The sequence below is a fragment of the Humibacter ginsengiterrae genome, from assembly GCF_054780115.1.
The window spans coordinates 131,933-150,050 of sequence record NZ_BAAGWY010000006.1; the positions used below are offsets into that span (position 1 = coordinate 131,933).

The window sequence follows — 18,118 nt, forward strand, 5'->3', positions numbered from 1 at the left end:
GTGGTGCGGCCGCCGCGGGGAGGCATCCTGCCCGGCGGCGGCCGCACGAGGGGCCGTCGGCGCTACTGGTTCAGCACCTCGGACTTGACGCGGCTCTCCATCTCGGCAATGCCGTCGTCGACGGACTTGCTGCCGGTCATGATGAGCTGGTGCTCCTGGCCCAGGATGGTGCTGATCGCTGCGGTGTTCGCCGCGACCGGGGCGTCCAGCTTGATGACGTCGGGGTTGAACGCCTTCTTCGAGGTCGCGTCCTGCGGCATGCCTTCGAGGCTGAAGTACGCCTTGGTGATGTCGGCACTGTGGTACGCGGGAACGATTCCCACCGAGACGACGGCCTTCGCACCGGCCGGGCTCACGGCGAACTGCAGGAACTTCTTCGCGGCCGCGATGTTCTTCGAGTTCTTGTTGATGCCGAAGCCCGTTGGGCCGCCATCTGTGGTGATCTTGCCGTTCGCCTTGATCTGCGGCAGCGGCGCGATTCCCCAGTCGACGTTCGTCGTCCCGGCCTTCTTGTCAGCCAGCAGCGGGGCGATCAACCACGTCCCCATCGGAACCATGGCCGCCTGCTGCTTCTCGAAGACGTCCTTGTACTGCACCTGCTGGCTGTTCGCCGTGGCCCAGTTCATGATCGTGCCCGCGTTCTGCATGCCCAGCGTCAGGTTGTACTGGTCCTTCATCCAGCCGTAGCTCGGCTTGTTCGGGTTGTTGCCGGTCTGTGCGGCAGCGATGCCCTGCACCATGGAGTTCCAGGTGTGGATGTAGGCGCCGTAGACCTTCGATGCACCGTCGCCCTTGGTGAGCTTCTTGGCGTCGGCGGCGAACTGGTCCCAGGTGAGGTTCGAGGGGTCGGGCAGCCCGGCATCCTTGAACATCGTCTTGTTGTAGTAGAGAACGTTGAAGTCCTGCCGATACGGGATCGCATAGGTCTTCCCGTTGTAGTCATAGTTCGACAGCGCCGGGATCTTGTCTGCCGGAAGCGACTTCGCGATGCTGCTGACATCGACGAACTGCTGCTTCTGCGCGTAGCCCGAATAGTCGATCAGGTTCTTCACGGTGATGATGTCGGTGGTGTCGCCACCGGCGAGCATCGTGGTGATCTTGTCCTCGTAGTTCGCAGCGAGGATGTCGACCGGCTGGATCGTGATGTTCGGGTTCGCCTTCTCGAAGGCGTCGAACAGTGCCTTGAACTCCGGCGTCTGGGCGTAGTTCCAGACCGAGACGCGCAGCGTGGTCTTCGCGCCGCCTGTAGAACCTGCGGACGAAGCGGACGACGACGTGCCTGCGCATCCGGTGAGTCCGAGCGCGAGCGCGGCGGTGATCGCGCCCACCGCGATCAGAGAGCGTTTCATGAGATGAACTCCTTTGTCTATCGGGATTGCTGGTGTTGGGGTGAAGGGAACGTCTGGGGTGTCACGCGCTCAGCTGGAGGTCCTCGCTGGTGATCTCGTCGACGAGCGGATCGCCCGCTGCATAGCGCTCGAGCTCGTCGAGCGCGGCATCTGTCATGCGGTGCAGTTCGCTGCCGAGCGAGCCGGCGATATGCGGTGTAATCATGACGTTCGGCAGCGTGAACAGCACCGAATCCGCCGGCAGCGGCTCCGGCTCGGTGACGTCGATGATGGCGTTGATGCGGCCGCTCGCACAGGCCGCTTCGAGGGCGACCGTGTCGACGAGGCTGCCTCGAGCGGTGTTGACCAGCGTCGCGTGGTCGCGCAGGGCGGCCAGCTCCGCGGCTCCGATCATGTTCTGGGTCGAGGGCAGCGCGGGCGCGTGCAGCGAGAGCACGTCGACCCGCGGCAGCAGCTCGTCGAGGCTGACGAGTTCGGCGCCTGCGGCCTGCACCTCGAGCGGATCGGCGTAGGGATCGCTGACCAGGCAGGTGACGTCCTCGAGCTGCTGCAACAGATCGACGACACGGCGACCGACGCGACTGAAGCCGACGACGCCGATCGTGCGACCGAGGTTGCTGAGTTCGCCGTAGCGCTCGATGCGCAGGCCGTTGCCGCGGCGCGCATCGGCATCTGCCGCGATGAACGGTGCCTTCTTGCCCGCGAAGATCACGGCGGCGAGCGTGAACTCCGCGACCGGAACCGAGTTCGCCTCGGCGACAGTGGAGGCACGGATGCCCCGGCGCCAGAACTCGTCGCTGACCTGCGGGCGGATGGTGCCTGCGCAGTGCAGCATCGCTTTCAGGTTCGGCATGCGGTCGAGCCGCTCGGCGGTCAGCCGAGGAGCCCCCCACCCGGTGAGAAGGACTTCGACCTGAGCGAGCCGCTCGTTCAGCGCCGGGTCGTCGAGGTCGGCGGTGAAGACCGGATCGGGAACGTCGGCGAGCAGGTGGAGCCTGTTCAGGCGTTCGAGATCGAACTGGTTCTCGAACACGTCACGCGCCATCACCACGAGGGCTTCCGGCTTGCGGGTTGGGGTCATTCTCGTACGGGCTCCAGCGAATTCATCGGGATGTGAGGCGTGCGACGGATTCGCATTGCATCGTCGCGATCAACAGTAGATACTCAATCCCGATCGACAACAAACACGACGATCAGACTCGAACAGCAACATACAAACACGAACGAACAGCCTCGGAAGATAGCAGGGATCAGCGACGATGCTGGAACGACCGACGACGCTCCCCACCGACTCGACGACACCGGCCGCGCCAACGGCGAACGGCAAGGGCGGCGAGTCGACGTCGCGCGTCAATTCACATGCCGCTCCTCCCGAAGGGGTCGAGATCGAGTACCGCGAGTTCCGCGGTCCACTGTTCGCGCAGTGGGGCGCGGCCATGCAAACGACGGCGCTCACCGAAGCCTTCCGTCGTGCGGGTGCCGATGAGCTGCGCATGCGCCTGGGCATCCCCGCGGCGGCAGACCGGTCGGCGTGGACGGCGATGGACCGCGCGACGATCGGAGCGATCACCGAGCAGGCACGAGCGGAACAGGGGCTCCCCTGGCCGCAGGCACTGGCATCCGTCTTCGCCCGCTACGTGCGAGACGGCGATCGCCGCCAGTACGAGAAGGCGATCGACGAGCGGATGTACCGCCTCAGCAGGGCCGTCGTGACCGCGGCTGTCACGGATGATCCGGCCTGGCTCGACGAGGCGGCCGACGGCGTCGTGCTGATGTGCGAGCTCAGCACGTGGTCTCTTCCCGCGCACGACGACGCGCACGCGCGACGAGGGTTCGTGATCTCGGATGCCGCCTCGCCCTACGTCGACCTCTGGGCCGGCGAGGTGGTCGCCCAGCTCGCCGTCGCCGACCACGTGCTCGGCGAGCGGTGGGATGCGGCCTGGCCCGGCATCCGGGAACGCATCCGGCACGAGGCGGAGCACCGCGTGTTCAGGCCGTTCGAGACGCGGGACGATCTCTGGTGGCTCGGCTACTGGCGCGAGGTGAACAACTGGAACCCGTGGATTCTCGGCAACATCGTTCTCGCCGCAGTGCTCCTGATCGATGACGTGGAACGCCTCGCTCGTATCGTGGGCCGCGCCCTCGAGTCGCTCGACCGTTACGTGGCGAGCCTGCCCGAGGATGGCGCGATCGACGAGGGCGTCAGCTACTGGTGGCAGGGTGCCGCACGCATGCTCGAAGTGCTCGACGTCGTCGTGCGCATCACGGACGGCGCACTGGATGCCCTTGCCCTCCCCGTGATCGGCGAGTCGTTGCGGTTCCCGATGCGGATGCAGCTCGGCGGCGACTGGTACGTGAACGTCGCGGACGGACGAGCGCGCATCGGCGAGCACGAGCCGTGGCAGGTGCCGTTCCGCTGGGGGTCTCGGCTCGGCGACCAGCAGGTGGTCGCGTGGGCGAGCGGGGGACGAAGGCCGGGCCGGCCGGTCGCATACGCCGATCGCGGGCTGCCCCGCCTGATGCGAGCGCTGAGCGACAACGCGTGGCGCGACGCGGTTCCCGCCGCTCCGCCGCTGCCGGCCAGCGTGTGGCTGCCGTCGGTGCAGGTGTGGGTCTCCCGTGCAGTGGAAGGCGACACAACCGGCCTGACGCTTGCCGCGAAGGGCGGCACGAACGACGAGAACCACAACCACAAAGACGTGGGATCGTTCATCCTCGCCTGCAGTGGGCGGCCGCTGCTGATCGACATCGGCAAGCCGACGTACACCGCGCAGACGTTCAGCGCAGAGCGGTACGGCATCCGCGCGATGCAGAGCGGATGGCATAACGCACCCGCCCCTCACGGGCTCGAGCAGGGTGAGGGCCCGGCTTTCGGGGCCGTTGTCGTGCGCGCTCCTGAGGAAGGCCGGCCAGAGCTTGAGCTTGATCTCACTAGGGCGTATCCGCTGACGGACGGCGAGCGCTGGACGCGCTCGTTCCGGCTGGTCTCGGCCGACCGGACCGAGATCGTGGATGCGTGGCAGCTGAACGAAACGACGCCGGGCGATGTCCACCTCATAGCCGCCGGTTCGGTCGAGGTGCATGGCGCGGCGGCTCTGGTGACCGCCGACGGCCACAGCATCCGCGTCACCACGGCGGAGGGCATCGAGCCGACCGCGGAGGTGTGGGAGCTGGACGACCCTGAGCTGGTGGATGCGTGGGGCTCGCACCTGACACGGCTGACGTACCGACTCGACGCGTCCGCCGGGTCTCTGACCACCATCGTCGAGGAGGTGCGGCCATGAGCGGCGGGGACCAGCTGTTCGCGCTGCAGAGGCGCGAACGCATCATGGACGAGATCCGCGAGCACGGCTCGGTGAGCGTGAGCGACGTCGCCGTGCGGCTCGGCGTGAGCGAGCTGACGATCCGGCGCGACATCAACGCGCTGGCGCAGCAGGGACTCGTCACGAGAGTGCACGGCGGCGCGACGCTGCGCAGTTCGATCGAACCCGCGCTGGCGCCGGGGCTGGCAGGCCACGATCCGAGCGTCACGAAGTACACGATCGGCATGGTCGTCCCGTCGCTCGACTACTACTGGCCACCCATCGTGAACGGCGCGAGGGCGCAGGCGCTGCAGTTGCGTGCGCGGCTGATGCTGCGGGCATCCACCTACGACGTTCGGGACAACCGCAAGCAGGTCGAGGCTCTGCTGAACACGCCGGGCATGCACGGGCTCATCGTCGCCGCCGACCAGTCGGGCGACGAGGGCCTGGAGATGCTGCGCTGGCTCGACTCGCTGCCGGTGCCCGTGGTGCTCGCCGAGCGGCGCATCCGTTCCGCCGCCGGTGTGCACCGGCTCGAATCGGTCGTGACCGATCACGCCACGGGCGCGGCGGAGGCGGTGCGGCACCTGCACGAATCCGGGCACGAGCGCATCGGGTTGCTCACCCAGTCCGACTACCCCACCGGTCGTTATGTGCGTCGCGGTTGGCGTTCAGCGCTGAAGTCGCTGGGCCTGCCGACGGATGTCGTGCAGTTGAACGGCATCCGGTTCGACACGCCCGGACGCGAACGCGAGATGGACGACGTGCTCGACCGCTGCGAGAAGACCGGCACGACGGCGCTCATCGTGCTTCCGGATCCGCAGGCGCTGGCACTCGAACAGCACTGCCTGGACCACGGGATCCGGGTGCCTCACGACCTGGCCCTGGTCGCCTACGACGACGACGTCGCGCGGTACGGCGACCCGGCCATCACCGCGGTGCGGCCGCCCAAGCAGTTCGTCGGCCGCGAGGCGGTGAACCTGCTGATCGCGCGCCTCGAGGGCGGAGCCAGCCGGCCCGCGCACCGCGTGAAGCTCAGCGCGGAGTTGCACGTGCGCGACTCGTCGCAGCGATTCAGCGCCGACGACTCCGAACCGGACGCAACCGCTTCTGCGGCTCACGAACCGACCGAACCACCATCGACCCCTGTGCCCGAGGAGGCAACCGCGTGACATCCGACGCGCCCGCACTCTTGTCCACTGCGCTCGTCCTGCCACCAGATAACCGCAAGCTCTCTCCATACACCGGCTGGACGCGCGACCACTGGGCGGCGGTCGCCGATCATCTGCTGCTGGCGCTGCGACCGTACTTCTCGGCAACCGGCAGTCGGGTGGCGCTGCCGGGCCGGGCGAGCGCAAACGGCCCGGAAAGCGATGGCTTCGAAGGATTCGCACGGTCGCTTCTGCTCTACGCGTTCCGCGCCGCAGGCGAGAACGGCGCCGATCCGCTCGACTTCACGTCGTGGTTCCGGCGCGGGCTCCTCGCCGGAACCGACCCCGCGAATGCGGAACGCTGGCCGACTCCGCGGGAGAAGGACCAGGCGAAGGTGGAGGCGGCATCCGTCGCGCTCGCCCTGCAGCTGACGAGGCCATGGCTCTGGGACACGTTCTCACCCCCCGAGAAGCAGCAGCTGGTGGACTGGCTCGCGCAGGCGCCAGAGGGCTGGTACCCCGACAACAACTGGCTGTGGTTCCGCCTCACCGTCGAAACGTTCCTCGCATCCGTCGGCGGCCCCCATGACCTTGAGCGGGTCACCGACGACCTGGCAACGATCGAGTCGTACTATCGCGCCGACGGATGGTACGCGGACGGCCGCCTGCGTGCCTTCGACTACTACTGCGGCTGGGCCATGCACGTGTACCCGCTGCTGTGGGCGGCATCCGAGGGCTCCGCCGAGCTCGGCGCCCGTGTTCTCGAGCCGGTCTTCCGCGGCCGTCTCACCGAGTTCCTCGACGACTACGTGCACCTGATCGGCGCCGACGGGCTGCCCGTCTTCCAGGGCCGCAGCCTCATCTACCGGTTCGCGACCGCAGCCCCATTGTGGATGGGCGCCGTCACTGGGGCGACGAACTTGTCGCTCGGCACGATCCGGCGGGCGGCATCCGGCGTGCTCAAGGCCTTCATCGAGCGCGGCGCCGTCTCGGACGACGGACTGCTCACCATGGGCTACTTCGGCGAGTGGCCGGGAATGGCGCAGACCTACTCCGGCCCAGGGTCACCGTACTGGGCCTCCAAGGGGATGCTCGGGCTGCTGCTGCCTGCCGAGCATCCGGTCTGGCAGGCGGTCGAGGAGCCACTGCCGGTTGAGGGCTCCGACACGCGCCGCATCATCGGGCCGGCGGGCTGGATCGTCAGCGGGACGGCATCCGACGGACTCGTGCGCCTGTTCAACCATGGCGCTGACCACGCCGCGAAGAATGAACCGGTGGGCGACTCGCCGATTTACGCGCGGTACGGCTACTCGAACGCGACCGTGCCGCCGCTCACCGGCGCCACGATCGACGACCCGGTCGACAACTCGGCCGGCGCGCTCGACGAGCACGGGCGGTCAACACACCGCGCCGGCTTCGAGCGCGGCCTGATCGGAGACGACGGCGTCGCGTCGTACGCCACGTCTGTCACCCGCTCGCACTGGGTCGACTCCAGCGGCGACACAGCACCCGATCACGGGTCGGGTCGCGAGGGCGTGACCACCGACGGCCCGACACTGCAGACCGCCTCGGTGGTGCGCGGAGCGTGGGAGGTGCGCGCGGTACGGGTCGCGGATGACGCGGGTCAGGCATCCGCTCCGGTCGCGGATGCCGCGGGTCGAGCATCCGTTCCTGTCGCGGTGCGGATCAGCGGCTGGCCGATCAGCGGCGACGAACCGGCAGGAAGGACGGATGCAGGCGTGGCCGGCGGCGCGACCGATGGTGTCGTGGCGCAGCGCGGCGGAGACGGCGGCCCCTCAGCGGGCCGCGCTTCTGCCCGTGCCGAATCGGACGGGCTCGTGGCCGAACTCGTCGCGCTGACACCCGGCGCAAGGGCGAGCGTGCACGTCGAGGAGGGCACTTCTCCGATCGGCGCCCGCGTCGCCGTTCCTTGGCTGGTGTTCGACGCAGTGCGGCCCCGCGAGACAGTGATCGCGGCTTCCTACCTCGGGTGGGGCAGCGTCGGCGATGCGCCGACAGCGCGAGCAGTCCACACGGGCGAAGTCGTCGAGTTGCAGGTCACCTGGCCGGACGGCGCCCTGACCGCCGTCGCCCTTCCCTGACATCCGGCCGTGACGGGCGCGACGGCGCCGAGCGTCAGCGAAACGACCTGAGTTCGCGCTACACCAATCGGCATCCGCTATATCGCGCACACCAAGCGCTACACCAATCGGCATCCGCCACACGAAAAACGTGTGGCGGATGCCGATCTGTGTAGCGCAGAGGAAGGGCGCCGGGCCGTGGCGCGACGGTGTGCTGTCGCGCAAGGTGGCTCAGCGCGGCGGGGTGCTGTCGCGCAGCGTGACCTCGCCGCGGATCGGCTGCTGCTCGGGCGGCGCCTCCGCCAGCGCGAGTTCCAGCGACCGCTCACCGAGCTCCCGCAACGGAAGCGACACCGTGGTCAGCGACGGCACGACGTCTTGCAGCATCTCAATGTCGTCGAATCCGGCGACGGCGATGTCCACCCCGGGTGTCAGTCCTCGCTCGCGCATCGCGGTCATCGCGCCGACCGCCATCACGTCGGTGACGGCGAAGACGCACTGCGGGCGGATGCCGGCATCCAGCATCCGGAGCATGTCTCGGTACCCGCCCTGCCGGGAGAACCCACCGGTGAGCACGGATGCCTCATCCGGCTGGATGCCGTGCGCGGCCAGTCCGGCCAGGAAGCCGCGGGTGCGGTCGGCCGACGTGGTGAGGCTCGTCGGCCCCGCCAGCACGGCGAAGTCGCGGTATCCGTGCCCAACGAGAGCGTCCGCGAGCGCGGAAGCCCCGTCCGCGTTGAGCACGGGAACGGCGCGGAACCCGTTCGCCTGAGCGCCGATCATGGCGACGCGCCCGCCCTGGGCCTCCACGGCCCGGAGCTCGTCCGCGATCGCGGCCTCCGTCTCGTCGTCCACGTACCGGCTGCCCACCACGATCACGGCTCGCGGGCGCTGGCCTCGCAATGCGGCGATGGTCTCGACCACGGTCTCAGGCTCGGTCCCCGCCGTTGACATCGTCACGATGAGTCGCTGCCTCGCCGCGGCATGCGCGACCCCTGCCGCTATGGCGGAGAAGTACGGGTCGGCGATGTCGCCGAGCACGAGCGCGACGGTGCGGCTCGTGCCGCGTGCGACGGCCTGCGCCTGCACGTTCGCCGTGTAGTGCAGCTGTCGAGCGGATGCCTCCACCCTCGCTTTGAGCTGCGGGTTGACCGTGCGCGTGCTGCCGTTCAGTGCACGCGATGCCGTCGCGAGGGACACGCCCGCGTGCTTGGCGACGTCGGCGAGCGTGGGGACGGAGCCGTTCCCGCCCGGCTCATGCGATGCGCCACGGATGTCTGCTGCCACTCCTGCTCCCCTGCTGCCACTTCCGATTGTGCCGCACGGCCGAAGCGCCGCCGTGCAGTTACTTGATGCCGGTGGTGGCGATGCCTCGGATGAGGAAGCGCTGGCCGATGAGGAAGGCGACGAATACGGGTATCAGCGACACGACCGACATGGCGAACAGTTCTCCCCAGTTGCCGCCGGTCTGGTTGTCGATGAACTGGCCGAGGGCGACCTGCACCGTCCACGTGTGCGGCTGCGTCAGATAGACGATCGGGCCGAAGAACTCGTTCCACATCCAGATGAACGTGAAGATCGTCGTCGTAGCCAGCGCCGGGGTCATCAGCGGCAGGATGACGCGGAAGAAGATCCGCGGATGCCCGCACCCGTCGATCCGGGCCGCCTCGTCCAGCTCACGCGGAATGCCGCGGATGAACTGCACCATCAGGAAGATGAAGAACGAGTCGGTACCCAGGATCTTCGGCAGGATCAGCGGCCAGAACGTGTTCAGCATGTGCACGAACGAGAACATGATGTACTGCGGCACCAGTGTCACCTGGAACGGCAGCATGATCGTCAGCAGCATGATCGTGAACGCGACCCGCTTGAACCGGAACTCGAGCCGGGCGAACGCGTATGCCGCCAGCGAGCAGGCGAACAGGTTGCCGAGCACGGCGCCGAGCACGATGATCAGCGAGTTGCCGAGGTAGAGCCCGAACGGCGACGACAACGCGTTCCAGCCGGCCGTGTAGTTCTGCCAGTCGAAGTGGTTCGGGATGATGGACGGGTTCGTGAAGATCTCGTTGTTCGGGCGAAGCGAGCTGACGACCATCCACAAAAGCGGATAGATCATCAGGATCGCCGCCGCGATCATGATCACGTGCTTGATCGAGCTGCGCACGGTGGCACGCACGCCACGCGATCGCTCGCGGTCCTTGCGGCCCGACGGGACCAGCAGAGCCCTGGTTGCGGTCTCAGTTGTCATAGAACACCCAATACTTCGAGGTGACGAACGTCACGGCCGTGATGATGGCGATGATGATGAACAGCAGCCACGCCATCGCGGAGGCATAACCCATGTCGAACTGGTTGAAGCCCTGCTGGTACAGGTAGAGGGAATAGAACATCGTCGAGTCAGACGGACCACCGGTTCCACCGGAGACCACGAACGCCTGTGTGAACGACTGGAACGCGCCGATCAGCTGAAGAATGATGTTGAAGAAGATGATCGGCGACAGCATCGGAAGCGTGATGCTGAAGAACCGGCGCCACCTGCCCGCACCGTCGATCGACGCCGCCTCGTAGTACATGTCGGGGATCTGCCGCAGACCGGCCAGGAAGATGATCATCGGCGCACCGAACGTCCACACGTTCAGCAGGATGATCGTGCCCAGCGCCCACTGCGGATCCGAGATCCAGCCCGGCATGTTGTGCAGCCCGATCAGTCCGAGCACCTGGTTCACCAGGCCGCCCTGACCGAAGATCTGACGCCACAGGATGGCCACGGCCACCGAGCTGCCCAGCAGCGATGGCAGGTAGAACACCGACCGGTAGAACGGCAGCGCCCGCATTCCACGGTCGAGCAGCAACGCGAGGGCCAGCGCCAGGATCAGCTGGATCGGCACCGAGACGAACACGTACTCGAACGTGACCCGCAGCGAGTTCAGCAGCCGCGGATCCTGGAACATCCGGATGTAGTTCTGCGCGCCGACGAACGACGGCGCCTGGATCAGGTTGTAGTTCGTCACCGAGATCCACAGCGACGCGATCATCGGACCGGCGGTGATGAAGATGAAGCCGAGCAGCCACGGCAGCAGGAAGAAGAAGGCCGCCTTGTTATCGCGTTTGCCCGTCGTCTTGGACGATCTGACCGATCGCAGTTCTTCGAAGACGCTCACGCGAGCCCCCTGGTAGTCGACGCTGAGTACATGGTGTGGACCGCGGTGCGATCCTCTCGAGCAAACCATGCCCGAGATCGGGTTGAACAGTCTTGGAAAGCGCTTCCCCGGAACTGTTGGAGCAACGTTACCTGCGACCCACGCGATCCGTCAAGCCGAGTCAGAAAGCGATTTCTCAGCAAGGGTAGCATCCTCGTCCACGGGTTCACGATCCTCGTTCTCGGTCCCAGGAGCGTGGCTCGGCCCTTCACCGTTCGCTGCCCCACACCGTGAGCCTGCCGCACATGCCGAATCGTTCCGCGGTGTCAGACATGACACGGATGCCCGACTCGCCCATGATCCCTGCGCCCACGTTGGCGAGATGCTCGAGTTGCCGCAGCGTGGCCGAGAGCTGGGCCGAAGGGCCGGCCTCGACGATGGCTTCCCACCCCGGGATGCGATCGGCGACGAGCGCAGCCGCGGCATCGTGAAGCTCGCGCAGCGCGCGCTCGAGATCGGTCTCGGCCCGAGCACAGAGCCGGGCGAAACCGTCGAGTGCGAGATCTCGGCGCAGGCGGGCGGCATCCGCGAGGTCCTCCTCGGCGGCGGATCGCGGGAGAGCAGCGTGCCGCGCGTAGCTCCGCGCGTCGGCGAGGATTTCGGGCGGGAAGGTCAGCACTGCATCCCCGGCTTCGGGCAGCCCGGCGTTCGACATCAGCGTGAGGATGTCGAGGGCACCGTCATCGTTGATGAGGCGGTGCACCGTGCCCGGCGTGAACCACGCGATCGTTCCCGGTCGAAGCTCCGTGGTGGCGAAGCCGTGCGAGCTCAGGGTCTGCACTCTGCCGTGGCCGCCGAGCACAACGTACGCCTCGGACGACGCCGTGTGAAGGTGCGGCGAGCCGCCACTCAACCCGTCGGCGGTCGGCCAGTCGTACACCCGCAGACGTGAGACCGCGACACCGCCGGGCAGGCCGGCATCCAGGAGTTCACCGCCCGGCATCCTGCTCCGGGGAACCGCGTCGTTCATCGCTCACCGGCGGCCGGCGGGTCCCACGGGGCGCCGCTTCCGGCCATGCTGCGGTAGAACGGCGATCCGGCATCGATCTCACCGGAGTCGATGCGGCGTCCGGTGAAGGCGGACGCATAGATGCCCGCGATGAGTTCGAGCGTGGAACGGGCATCGGTCAGCGAGACGGGAAGCCGGTCACCGTTCTCGATGGCTCGCAGGATCGCGGCGAACTGCGCCGCGTGGCTGCTGGGCGTGCTCGCCGGGCCCTGGGCCCAGGCATCCGTCACCGATTCTTCGTGGCCGGGTGCCGGGGTGATCGTCCAGGATGCATCGGTGTATCCGTACAGGTGCTCGAGTTCGACCGTGGCGTACTCGAAGTCGAAACGCAGATAGCTCGTCTCTCGCGGTGACAGCAGACTGTTCACCACGCTCACCACCGCACCGTTCTCCAGCGTGACGATCGCGTGCGAGACGTCCTCGGTCACCACCGGCCGCGCTTGCCGTGCGGCAACGGCGACCACCTGCGCCCACGGACCGAGGATGGAGAGCATGGTGTCCATTTGATGGATGCCGTGACCCATCGTCGGACCGCCTCCCTCGGTGTCCCACCGTCCCCGCCAGGGCACGTCGAAGTAGGAGTTCGGCCGGTACCAGAGCGTGTTGCACACCGTCGTCAGCGGACGACCCAACGCATCGTCGGCGTCCCGGTCACGCAACCAGAGGGCACGCGACCCGAACCGGTGCTGCGATACCGTCGCGAACTGAGCGCCTCCGGTGCGTTCGGCCTCGGCTATCTCGTCGAGTTCGGCCAGCGACAACGCAGGCGGCTTCTCACTGAGCACATGGATGCCTCGCCGCAGCGCGGCCACCGCCTGCTGCTTGTGCAGACCCGGCGGCGAGCACAGGTGCACGATGTCGAGGTCGACCGCCTCCAGCAGCTCCTCGAGCGAGGTCGTGCCGACCGGCACATCCCACGAATGCTGGAACTCACGAACCCGGCCCGCATCGATGTCACACGCACCTACGATCCGGGCACGACCGTCCAGCCCTCCGATGGCCTTGGCGTGTGCGGAAGCGATGCCGCCCGTGCCCACGATGCCCACCCGCAGCGGCTTCTCCGCGGTGAAGACGCGGCGTCGCCCGTCCTGCGCGAATGCCGCGTCGCGCGGCATCGTTGTGGTCTCCCTGTTCGTCACGTCAGTGACCCTTCCTCTGCATTGCGTGAAACGCTGGCTTCTGCGCGCTCGACCGCGGAGCGCCCGGTGTCGGCGAGCACAGACATCCGATCGGCGTCCGCTGCGCCGTCGGCGACCGTGACGGCGTAGCGGAGTTCCACGGTCTCTCCCGCCTCGATGACGCGCACCCGGTCGAAGAACGGCGCTGGGTTGAGGCAGGCGAACGGTTCGGAGCGGGCGAACCACTTCGTGTCGAGATTCTGCGCCGGGGTCAGGTCGGCGAACACGACGGTCGATGAGCCGTCCTCGCCGTCGTGACGACCGCAGAAGCCGGCCCATTCGCCACGGGTTCCGCGGACATCCTCTCCGGTCGTCCCGTTCGAGGCGATGATCGCCCCGCCGGCGAACGAACGAGGCCCGCGCCAGAAGAGGCCGCCGTAACCGGCGTTCTCCCGGCCCTCCGTGGTGGGCGACCCCATAGCGATCGACGCTCCGGATGCGTTAGTGAGGCGGGTGCGCCAGCCGAGCACCCAGGCATCCTCATCGTCGGCGAGCGAGACCGTGAGACGCCGACTCTCTGAGAACACGATGTCGCCCGTGGCGCTGCCGTCGGCCGGCTCGCGGTGCCAGGTGAGGTCGTGCGCGAAGACGGCGACCTCGCCATACCGCCCGATCGTGGTGACCCGCTCGTGGTCCTGCGAGCCGTTGTTCGGCAGCGCGACGTAACCACCGGCATCCCGCGTGTACGTCGGTCCGCCCCAGAAGTTGTCGCGTCCGACGACGGGCAGCGCCAGGGTGATGCCCTTGTGCCACACGTGGTCCCATGGCCGGAAGACGGTCACGAGCCGGCCCGACAGTGTGCGAATCGGATGCACGTACGGTCGCGGTGACTCGTACTGAACCTCGTCCGGACGGTAGACGTACCGCATGAGCGTGACGTCGGCGCGGGCATCGGTTGACACCGCGACGTCGACGTTGCGGTCGATTTCGTGCCGAAGCACGAGCGCGGTTCGATCGGTCATCGCTGAGATCCCTCTCCAGGTCGGGGTGTATCGCGAAGCACGACCTGGCAGCGGTAATGCTGCGACGCGGTCATCTCACCGCGGAACCAGAGCAGCGCCACGCGCTCGGGGTCGCCGGGCGCCACGATCGGGCGCAGGTTGTCGACGTCCGAGTTCTCGGTGACAGGCGTCCACGACCAGCTCGCCCCGCCATCTTCCGTGCGGCCCGAGTAGATCTCGTGATGCGCCGTGGCGGCTCCGGAGCGCGGATCGAACGGCGTGGAGACATAGACGGAGTCGAGGTCGTACGGGTCGATCGTCGCGAGGCCCGTGTAGTCCTGTTCGTGCGGAAGAAGGCCGGCCCCGGCCTTGCCGAGCAGGTGCCGCGACCACTCCTGCCCCGGTTCCTTGCGCGCGTACACGAACCGGTGGTCGAGAACCGGGCGCAGACGAGCGAACTCCTCGTCGCGGCCGTCAGGGTCGTCGTCCCCGCGCGCCGTCAAGGTGGCAGCGATCGTGCCGTTCGCCGAGCGGCGGATGTCGGATGTCCAGGCGTGCGTCAGCCTCACCCCGTCGAGCTCCTCCCCCGCGGCAAGCACGGTCGTGATTTGCACCTGCGACGCGGCATCCACTGCCGGGTCGAACAGATGGTCATGCACCCGGGAGTCGTCGGAGCGGTGAAGGGCGCCGTCTTCGAAATAGCCGTGGTAGATCGAGTTGTCGTAGTCGCGTGGGTGGTGGTCGGTCGTGATCAGGTCGATCCGCTCGCCGTCGCCGGCGTATCTCGTGTAGCCGTTGACATAACCGATCTTCGGGCGGGTGAAGATCTTGCCCGCGTAGCGCCAGGTGTCGCCGTCGTCGTCCGAGACGAGCGCACACGGGTCGTCGTTCACCGCCCGGCTGAAGCAGTACAGCCGGCCGTCGAGCGAGCGCAGGTTCGCATACGTGACACCACGGCCGCCGGTGTACGACGCCCAGTCGAACACCTGCTCAGAACCCCAGCGAGTGGGGTCGCCGGGATCGCTGACTCGCCAGCGCAGCAGGTCATCGGTCTTGTGCTTCGTGTAGACCGCGAGCCAGCGGCCATCCGCTCGCCGCCATAACGCGGGCACGTCGTGGTCGTCCGCCTCGAACGCCTCGTGCAGAACGACCACCTGTGACGTGCCCGTGCGAAGGTCGACGACGGTCAGCTCGACGTTGCCCGCCCGGCCCTCGCCTCCCGGGCCTTCGGCGACCGCGATCGATCCGACGACGAGCGTCTGCGTCTCGGGGTCGACGAGAGCCCGCTCGTCCTGGAACCAGCACCAGGCACCGTTGTCGTTGACGACGTACTCGGTCATGGATCCCCGCGTCATGAATTGCTGGCCAGCAAGGACTGGACCTCGGTGCGGAATGCCGCGGCCGCGGCAGCGGGCGTCGCCCGCCCGAAGATCACGTCTTCGGTGTGGCGCTGCGAGACGGATGCCACCGTGCTCGTGCCCTTCGGCGGAACCGGGGGAACCCACTTGATCTCTTTCGTGACGTTCTCCAGGTAGTCGACCGCGTTCTGGTCGTACTGCGACAGGAGCGGCTTGATTGCGGCGACGACCGCGGCACCCACCGGCACGCCACGCTCGGTGAGCTGGATCTTGTTGGCCGAGATGTCGTTGAGAAAGTAGTTGATCAGACCTCCCGCCTGCGCCGGGTACTTCGTCTGCGACCCGATCGACCAGTACATGGACGGCTTGAGGTACAGGCCGTTCTTCGTGGCCGATCCCGCGACGCTCGGCGGACGCAGCAGAACGCAATCGCCGCCGTTGGCGGCCTGGTACGACGTGATCTGCGTGTTCCAGAGCCACCCCAGCGCGGCCTTGTTCGTGCCGAACAGGGTCTGCTGCGTCGAGGCGACGATGTCGTTCGTGTACTGATCCGGCGTGAGCGCACCGCCGGACGAGAAGAGCTTCTGCACCATCGTCAGCCAGCTCGTCACCGTGCCGGCGCTGAAGCCGAGCTTCCCCTTGTCGGTGTACAGCTGCTGACCGTGCTGGTGCAGCCAGATCTGCAGATCCTGATCGCCTCCGTACCAGTTCGTACCGGTGAACGCGCCACCCGAACCGGCCGCGAGCTTCTTGCAGGTGTCGAGATAGTCATCCCAGGTCCACGTCTTGTCATCCGGAACCTCGACGCCTGCCTTCTGGAACAGCGTCTTGTTCGCGCAGATGCTGTACGCGGTCTCACCGATCGGGATGCCGTAGAGCTTGCCGTTCAGGGTTCCGTCGGCGAGCGACGACTTGACGGGCTTCGTGTCGATCGAGGCGACGCCCGACAGGTCGAGCAGTGCACCCCGTCCGCCGTACTCGGCGATGTACGCCTGATCCATCTGGATGACGTCGGGCTCGGTCTGCCCCGCGACCTGCGTCGACAGCTTGGTCCAGTACGTCGCCCACTGACCCGGCTGCTGGTTCACGGTGATCGCCGGATGCGCCTTGGTGTACGCCTGCACCATCTTGTCGGTGTTCGCCGAGCGCACGGGGTTGGTCCACCACGAGAAGTTGAGCGTCGCCTTCTTGAACGCGTCGCCGGCTGCCGCGGTCGATGTGGCGCCGCCGCCGCTCGGCGTCGCCGATGTTCCGCATCCGGCGAGCAGAAGCGTGGTTCCGATCCCGGTCAGCGCGAGGGCGCCGAACTGACGCCGGGAGAGCTGCTGTGACATGTGTGGCCTCCTTGCCAGGGGTGGTGTCTCTCGATTCGGGCTGCACATCGGTGCTACGGCCGAGCGGGCAACCGCTTTCCCAATGTGCGGTCACGGTAGCACAAATAGTGATCGTTCACTACGTGTGTGCAAAACTTGCGACATGCAAGGTAAGGATGTGCCGCTCGGCAGTTCCCGGCGCAAACGCGTGACGATCATGCAGGTCGCCCAGCATGCCGGCGTGTCGCACCAGACGGTCTCGCGCTACCTCAGGTTCAACGGGGGCCTCAAGCCCGCCACCGTCGAGCGCGTCGAAAGGGCGATCCGCGACCTCGATTACCGGCCCGACCTGATCGCGAGGTCCATGCGAACTCGACGCACGAACCGCATCGCGATCATTCTGCCTGAGTTGACCTACTTCGTCCCTTCGCCGTTCCGCGGTGCCGCGGCCGCCGCGCACGAGGCCGGCTACCAGGTCGACGTCGTCAGCCTGGAAGGGGATGAGGTTCGCCGCCGCGAGCGGGTACTCACGTTGATGGACAGCGAACGCGCGGAAGGCATCCTCTCGTTCACGCCGCTCGGCGACGTGCTCGCGGCGAATGCCGAGCCATCCGCTCCCCTGCTGGTGATGGGCGAGTACGACGACAAGATGCGCTCAACGGGCGCATTCGCCGACGGCGCGTACACGGCGGAAGTCGTAGAGCATCTCGCGAACCTGGGGCATCGTCGCTTTCTGCACGTCGCCGGGAACCAGGACTGGGCGTCCGCCCGCAACCGTCGAGCCGTCTATCTGGAAACCGTCGAACGCCTGGGGCTGGAGTCCTACGGCGTGGTCGGTGGCGACTGGTCGGTGCAGTCCGGCTACGAAGCAGCACGCAACATCCCGGCCAACTCGGGCGTGACGGCGGTCGTCGCGGCCAACGACTTCGTCGCATTCGGCGTGGTCCGCGGGCTTCAGGACCGCGGCATCCGGGTTCCCGACGAGATCAGCGTCGTCGGCTGGGACAACGAGGAGATCGGGCGCTTCCTCTCGCCGACGCTCACAACAGTGGAGCTCAACTTGGAGCTCATCGGGCGGCAGGCCATGCAGGAGCTGATCGCCAGGGTCGAGGATCGCGAGCCGCCCCGCTTCGAACCGCAGGTGATGGGCAGGCTCATCGCGCGGGCATCCAGCGGGCCGGCACCGCGCTGATGCGAAGCTTCGTAGAAGATCGTTGACATCGAAAGTGAACGATC

14 protein-coding genes are annotated in these 18,118 nt (G+C 67.3%); 4 read left to right on the forward strand and 10 right to left on the reverse strand.

The window, feature by feature from the left end; genetic code table 11:
- Positions 1 to 62: 62 nt before the first annotated feature.
- Both ACYVII_RS09410 and ACYVII_RS09415 read right to left on the reverse strand, forming a co-directional pair.
- Entirely contained in the window at positions 63 to 1,349 is a 1,287-nt protein-coding gene (locus ACYVII_RS09410; protein WP_460534240.1) for an ABC transporter substrate-binding protein, read from the reverse strand.
- A gap of 61 nt (positions 1,350 to 1,410) precedes the next feature.
- A complete protein-coding gene (locus tag ACYVII_RS09415) occupies positions 1,411 to 2,430 on the reverse strand; it encodes a hydroxyacid dehydrogenase (protein WP_460534242.1) in 1,020 nt (339 codons plus the stop codon).
- A 178-nt stretch (positions 2,431 to 2,608) separates the two neighbouring features.
- On the opposite strand from ACYVII_RS09415, the gene ACYVII_RS09420 reads away from it, so the two are divergent.
- Genes ACYVII_RS09420 through ACYVII_RS09430 form a run of 3 tightly spaced genes read left to right on the forward strand, consistent with a single transcriptional unit; the run spans position 2,609 to position 7,904 of the window.
- Entirely contained in the window at positions 2,609 to 4,633 is a 2,025-nt protein-coding gene (locus ACYVII_RS09420; RefSeq protein WP_460534244.1) for a heparinase II/III family protein, read from the forward strand.
- Positions 4,630 to 5,823, forward strand: coding sequence for a LacI family DNA-binding transcriptional regulator (locus tag ACYVII_RS09425; protein ID WP_460534246.1), 1,194 nt, complete (start codon positions 4,630 to 4,632; stop codon positions 5,821 to 5,823). The genes ACYVII_RS09420 and ACYVII_RS09425 overlap by 4 nt, the downstream gene beginning before the upstream one ends.
- Positions 5,820 to 7,904 (forward strand): DUF2264 domain-containing protein, encoded by a 2,085-nt coding sequence (locus tag ACYVII_RS09430; RefSeq protein ID WP_460534248.1) that lies wholly within the window; start codon positions 5,820 to 5,822, stop codon positions 7,902 to 7,904. The genes ACYVII_RS09425 and ACYVII_RS09430 overlap by 4 nt, the downstream gene beginning before the upstream one ends.
- A 210-nt stretch (positions 7,905 to 8,114) precedes the next feature.
- Here ACYVII_RS09430 and ACYVII_RS09435 read toward each other — a convergent pair whose 3' ends face one another.
- The 8 genes from ACYVII_RS09435 to ACYVII_RS09470 form a co-directional block, all read right to left on the reverse strand.
- Positions 8,115 to 9,170: a LacI family DNA-binding transcriptional regulator gene (locus tag ACYVII_RS09435; RefSeq protein WP_460534250.1), complete on the reverse strand. Its 1,056-nt coding sequence runs from the start codon at positions 9,168 to 9,170 to the stop codon at positions 8,115 to 8,117.
- 58 nt (positions 9,171 to 9,228) lie between these two features.
- A complete protein-coding gene (locus ACYVII_RS09440; protein WP_460534252.1) occupies positions 9,229 to 10,131 on the reverse strand; it encodes a carbohydrate ABC transporter permease in 903 nt (300 codons plus the stop codon).
- Positions 10,121 to 11,044, reverse strand: coding sequence for a carbohydrate ABC transporter permease (locus ACYVII_RS09445; RefSeq protein ID WP_460534254.1), 924 nt, complete (start codon positions 11,042 to 11,044; stop codon positions 10,121 to 10,123). Before ACYVII_RS09445 ends, ACYVII_RS09440 begins: the two co-directional genes overlap by 11 nt.
- 247 nt (positions 11,045 to 11,291) lie before the next feature.
- Entirely contained in the window at positions 11,292 to 12,053 is a 762-nt protein-coding gene (locus tag ACYVII_RS09450; protein WP_460534256.1) for a cupin domain-containing protein, read from the reverse strand.
- Entirely contained in the window at positions 12,050 to 13,231 is a 1,182-nt protein-coding gene (locus ACYVII_RS09455) for a Gfo/Idh/MocA family protein (RefSeq protein ID WP_460534258.1), read from the reverse strand. The genes ACYVII_RS09450 and ACYVII_RS09455 overlap by 4 nt, the downstream gene beginning before the upstream one ends.
- Positions 13,228 to 14,232 (reverse strand): DUF6807 domain-containing protein, encoded by a 1,005-nt coding sequence (locus ACYVII_RS09460; RefSeq protein WP_460534260.1) that lies wholly within the window; start codon positions 14,230 to 14,232, stop codon positions 13,228 to 13,230. The genes ACYVII_RS09455 and ACYVII_RS09460 overlap by 4 nt, the downstream gene beginning before the upstream one ends.
- Positions 14,229 to 15,551, reverse strand: coding sequence for a BNR-4 repeat-containing protein (locus ACYVII_RS09465; RefSeq protein ID WP_460534262.1), 1,323 nt, complete (start codon positions 15,549 to 15,551; stop codon positions 14,229 to 14,231). The genes ACYVII_RS09460 and ACYVII_RS09465 overlap by 4 nt, the downstream gene beginning before the upstream one ends.
- A gap of 11 nt (positions 15,552 to 15,562) precedes the next feature.
- Entirely contained in the window at positions 15,563 to 16,903 is a 1,341-nt protein-coding gene (locus tag ACYVII_RS09470; RefSeq protein WP_460534264.1) for an ABC transporter substrate-binding protein, read from the reverse strand.
- A 142-nt stretch (positions 16,904 to 17,045) separates the two neighbouring features.
- Here ACYVII_RS09470 and ACYVII_RS09475 point away from each other — a divergent pair, with 142 nt between their 5' ends.
- Positions 17,046 to 18,074: a LacI family DNA-binding transcriptional regulator gene (locus tag ACYVII_RS09475; RefSeq protein WP_460534266.1), complete on the forward strand. Its 1,029-nt coding sequence runs from the start codon at positions 17,046 to 17,048 to the stop codon at positions 18,072 to 18,074.
- Positions 18,075 to 18,118 lie beyond the last annotated feature (44 nt).

What these genes read in the sequence shown, in the direction of transcription:
- ACYVII_RS09475 (WP_460534266.1), top strand. Translation starts at nt 17,046, where the DNA reads ATGCAAGGTAAGGATGTGCCGCTCGGCAGTTCCCGGCGCAAACGCGTG.
- ACYVII_RS09440 (WP_460534252.1), bottom strand. Translation starts at nt 10,131, where the DNA reads ATGACAACTGAGACCGCAACCAGGGCTCTGCTGGTCCCGTCGGGCCGC.
- ACYVII_RS09460 (WP_460534260.1), bottom strand. Translation starts at nt 14,232, where the DNA reads ATGACCGATCGAACCGCGCTCGTGCTTCGGCACGAAATCGACCGCAAC.
- ACYVII_RS09410 (WP_460534240.1), bottom strand. Translation starts at nt 1,349, where the DNA reads ATGAAACGCTCTCTGATCGCGGTGGGCGCGATCACCGCCGCGCTCGCG.
- ACYVII_RS09450 (WP_460534256.1), bottom strand. Translation starts at nt 12,053, where the DNA reads ATGAACGACGCGGTTCCCCGGAGCAGGATGCCGGGCGGTGAACTCCTG.
- ACYVII_RS09470 (WP_460534264.1), bottom strand. Translation starts at nt 16,903, where the DNA reads ATGTCACAGCAGCTCTCCCGGCGTCAGTTCGGCGCCCTCGCGCTGACC.
- ACYVII_RS09465 (WP_460534262.1), bottom strand. Translation starts at nt 15,551, where the DNA reads ATGACCGAGTACGTCGTCAACGACAACGGTGCCTGGTGCTGGTTCCAG.
- ACYVII_RS09415 (WP_460534242.1), bottom strand. Translation starts at nt 2,430, where the DNA reads ATGACCCCAACCCGCAAGCCGGAAGCCCTCGTGGTGATGGCGCGTGAC.
- ACYVII_RS09425 (WP_460534246.1), top strand. Translation starts at nt 4,630, where the DNA reads ATGAGCGGCGGGGACCAGCTGTTCGCGCTGCAGAGGCGCGAACGCATC.
- ACYVII_RS09420 (WP_460534244.1), top strand. Translation starts at nt 2,609, where the DNA reads ATGCTGGAACGACCGACGACGCTCCCCACCGACTCGACGACACCGGCC.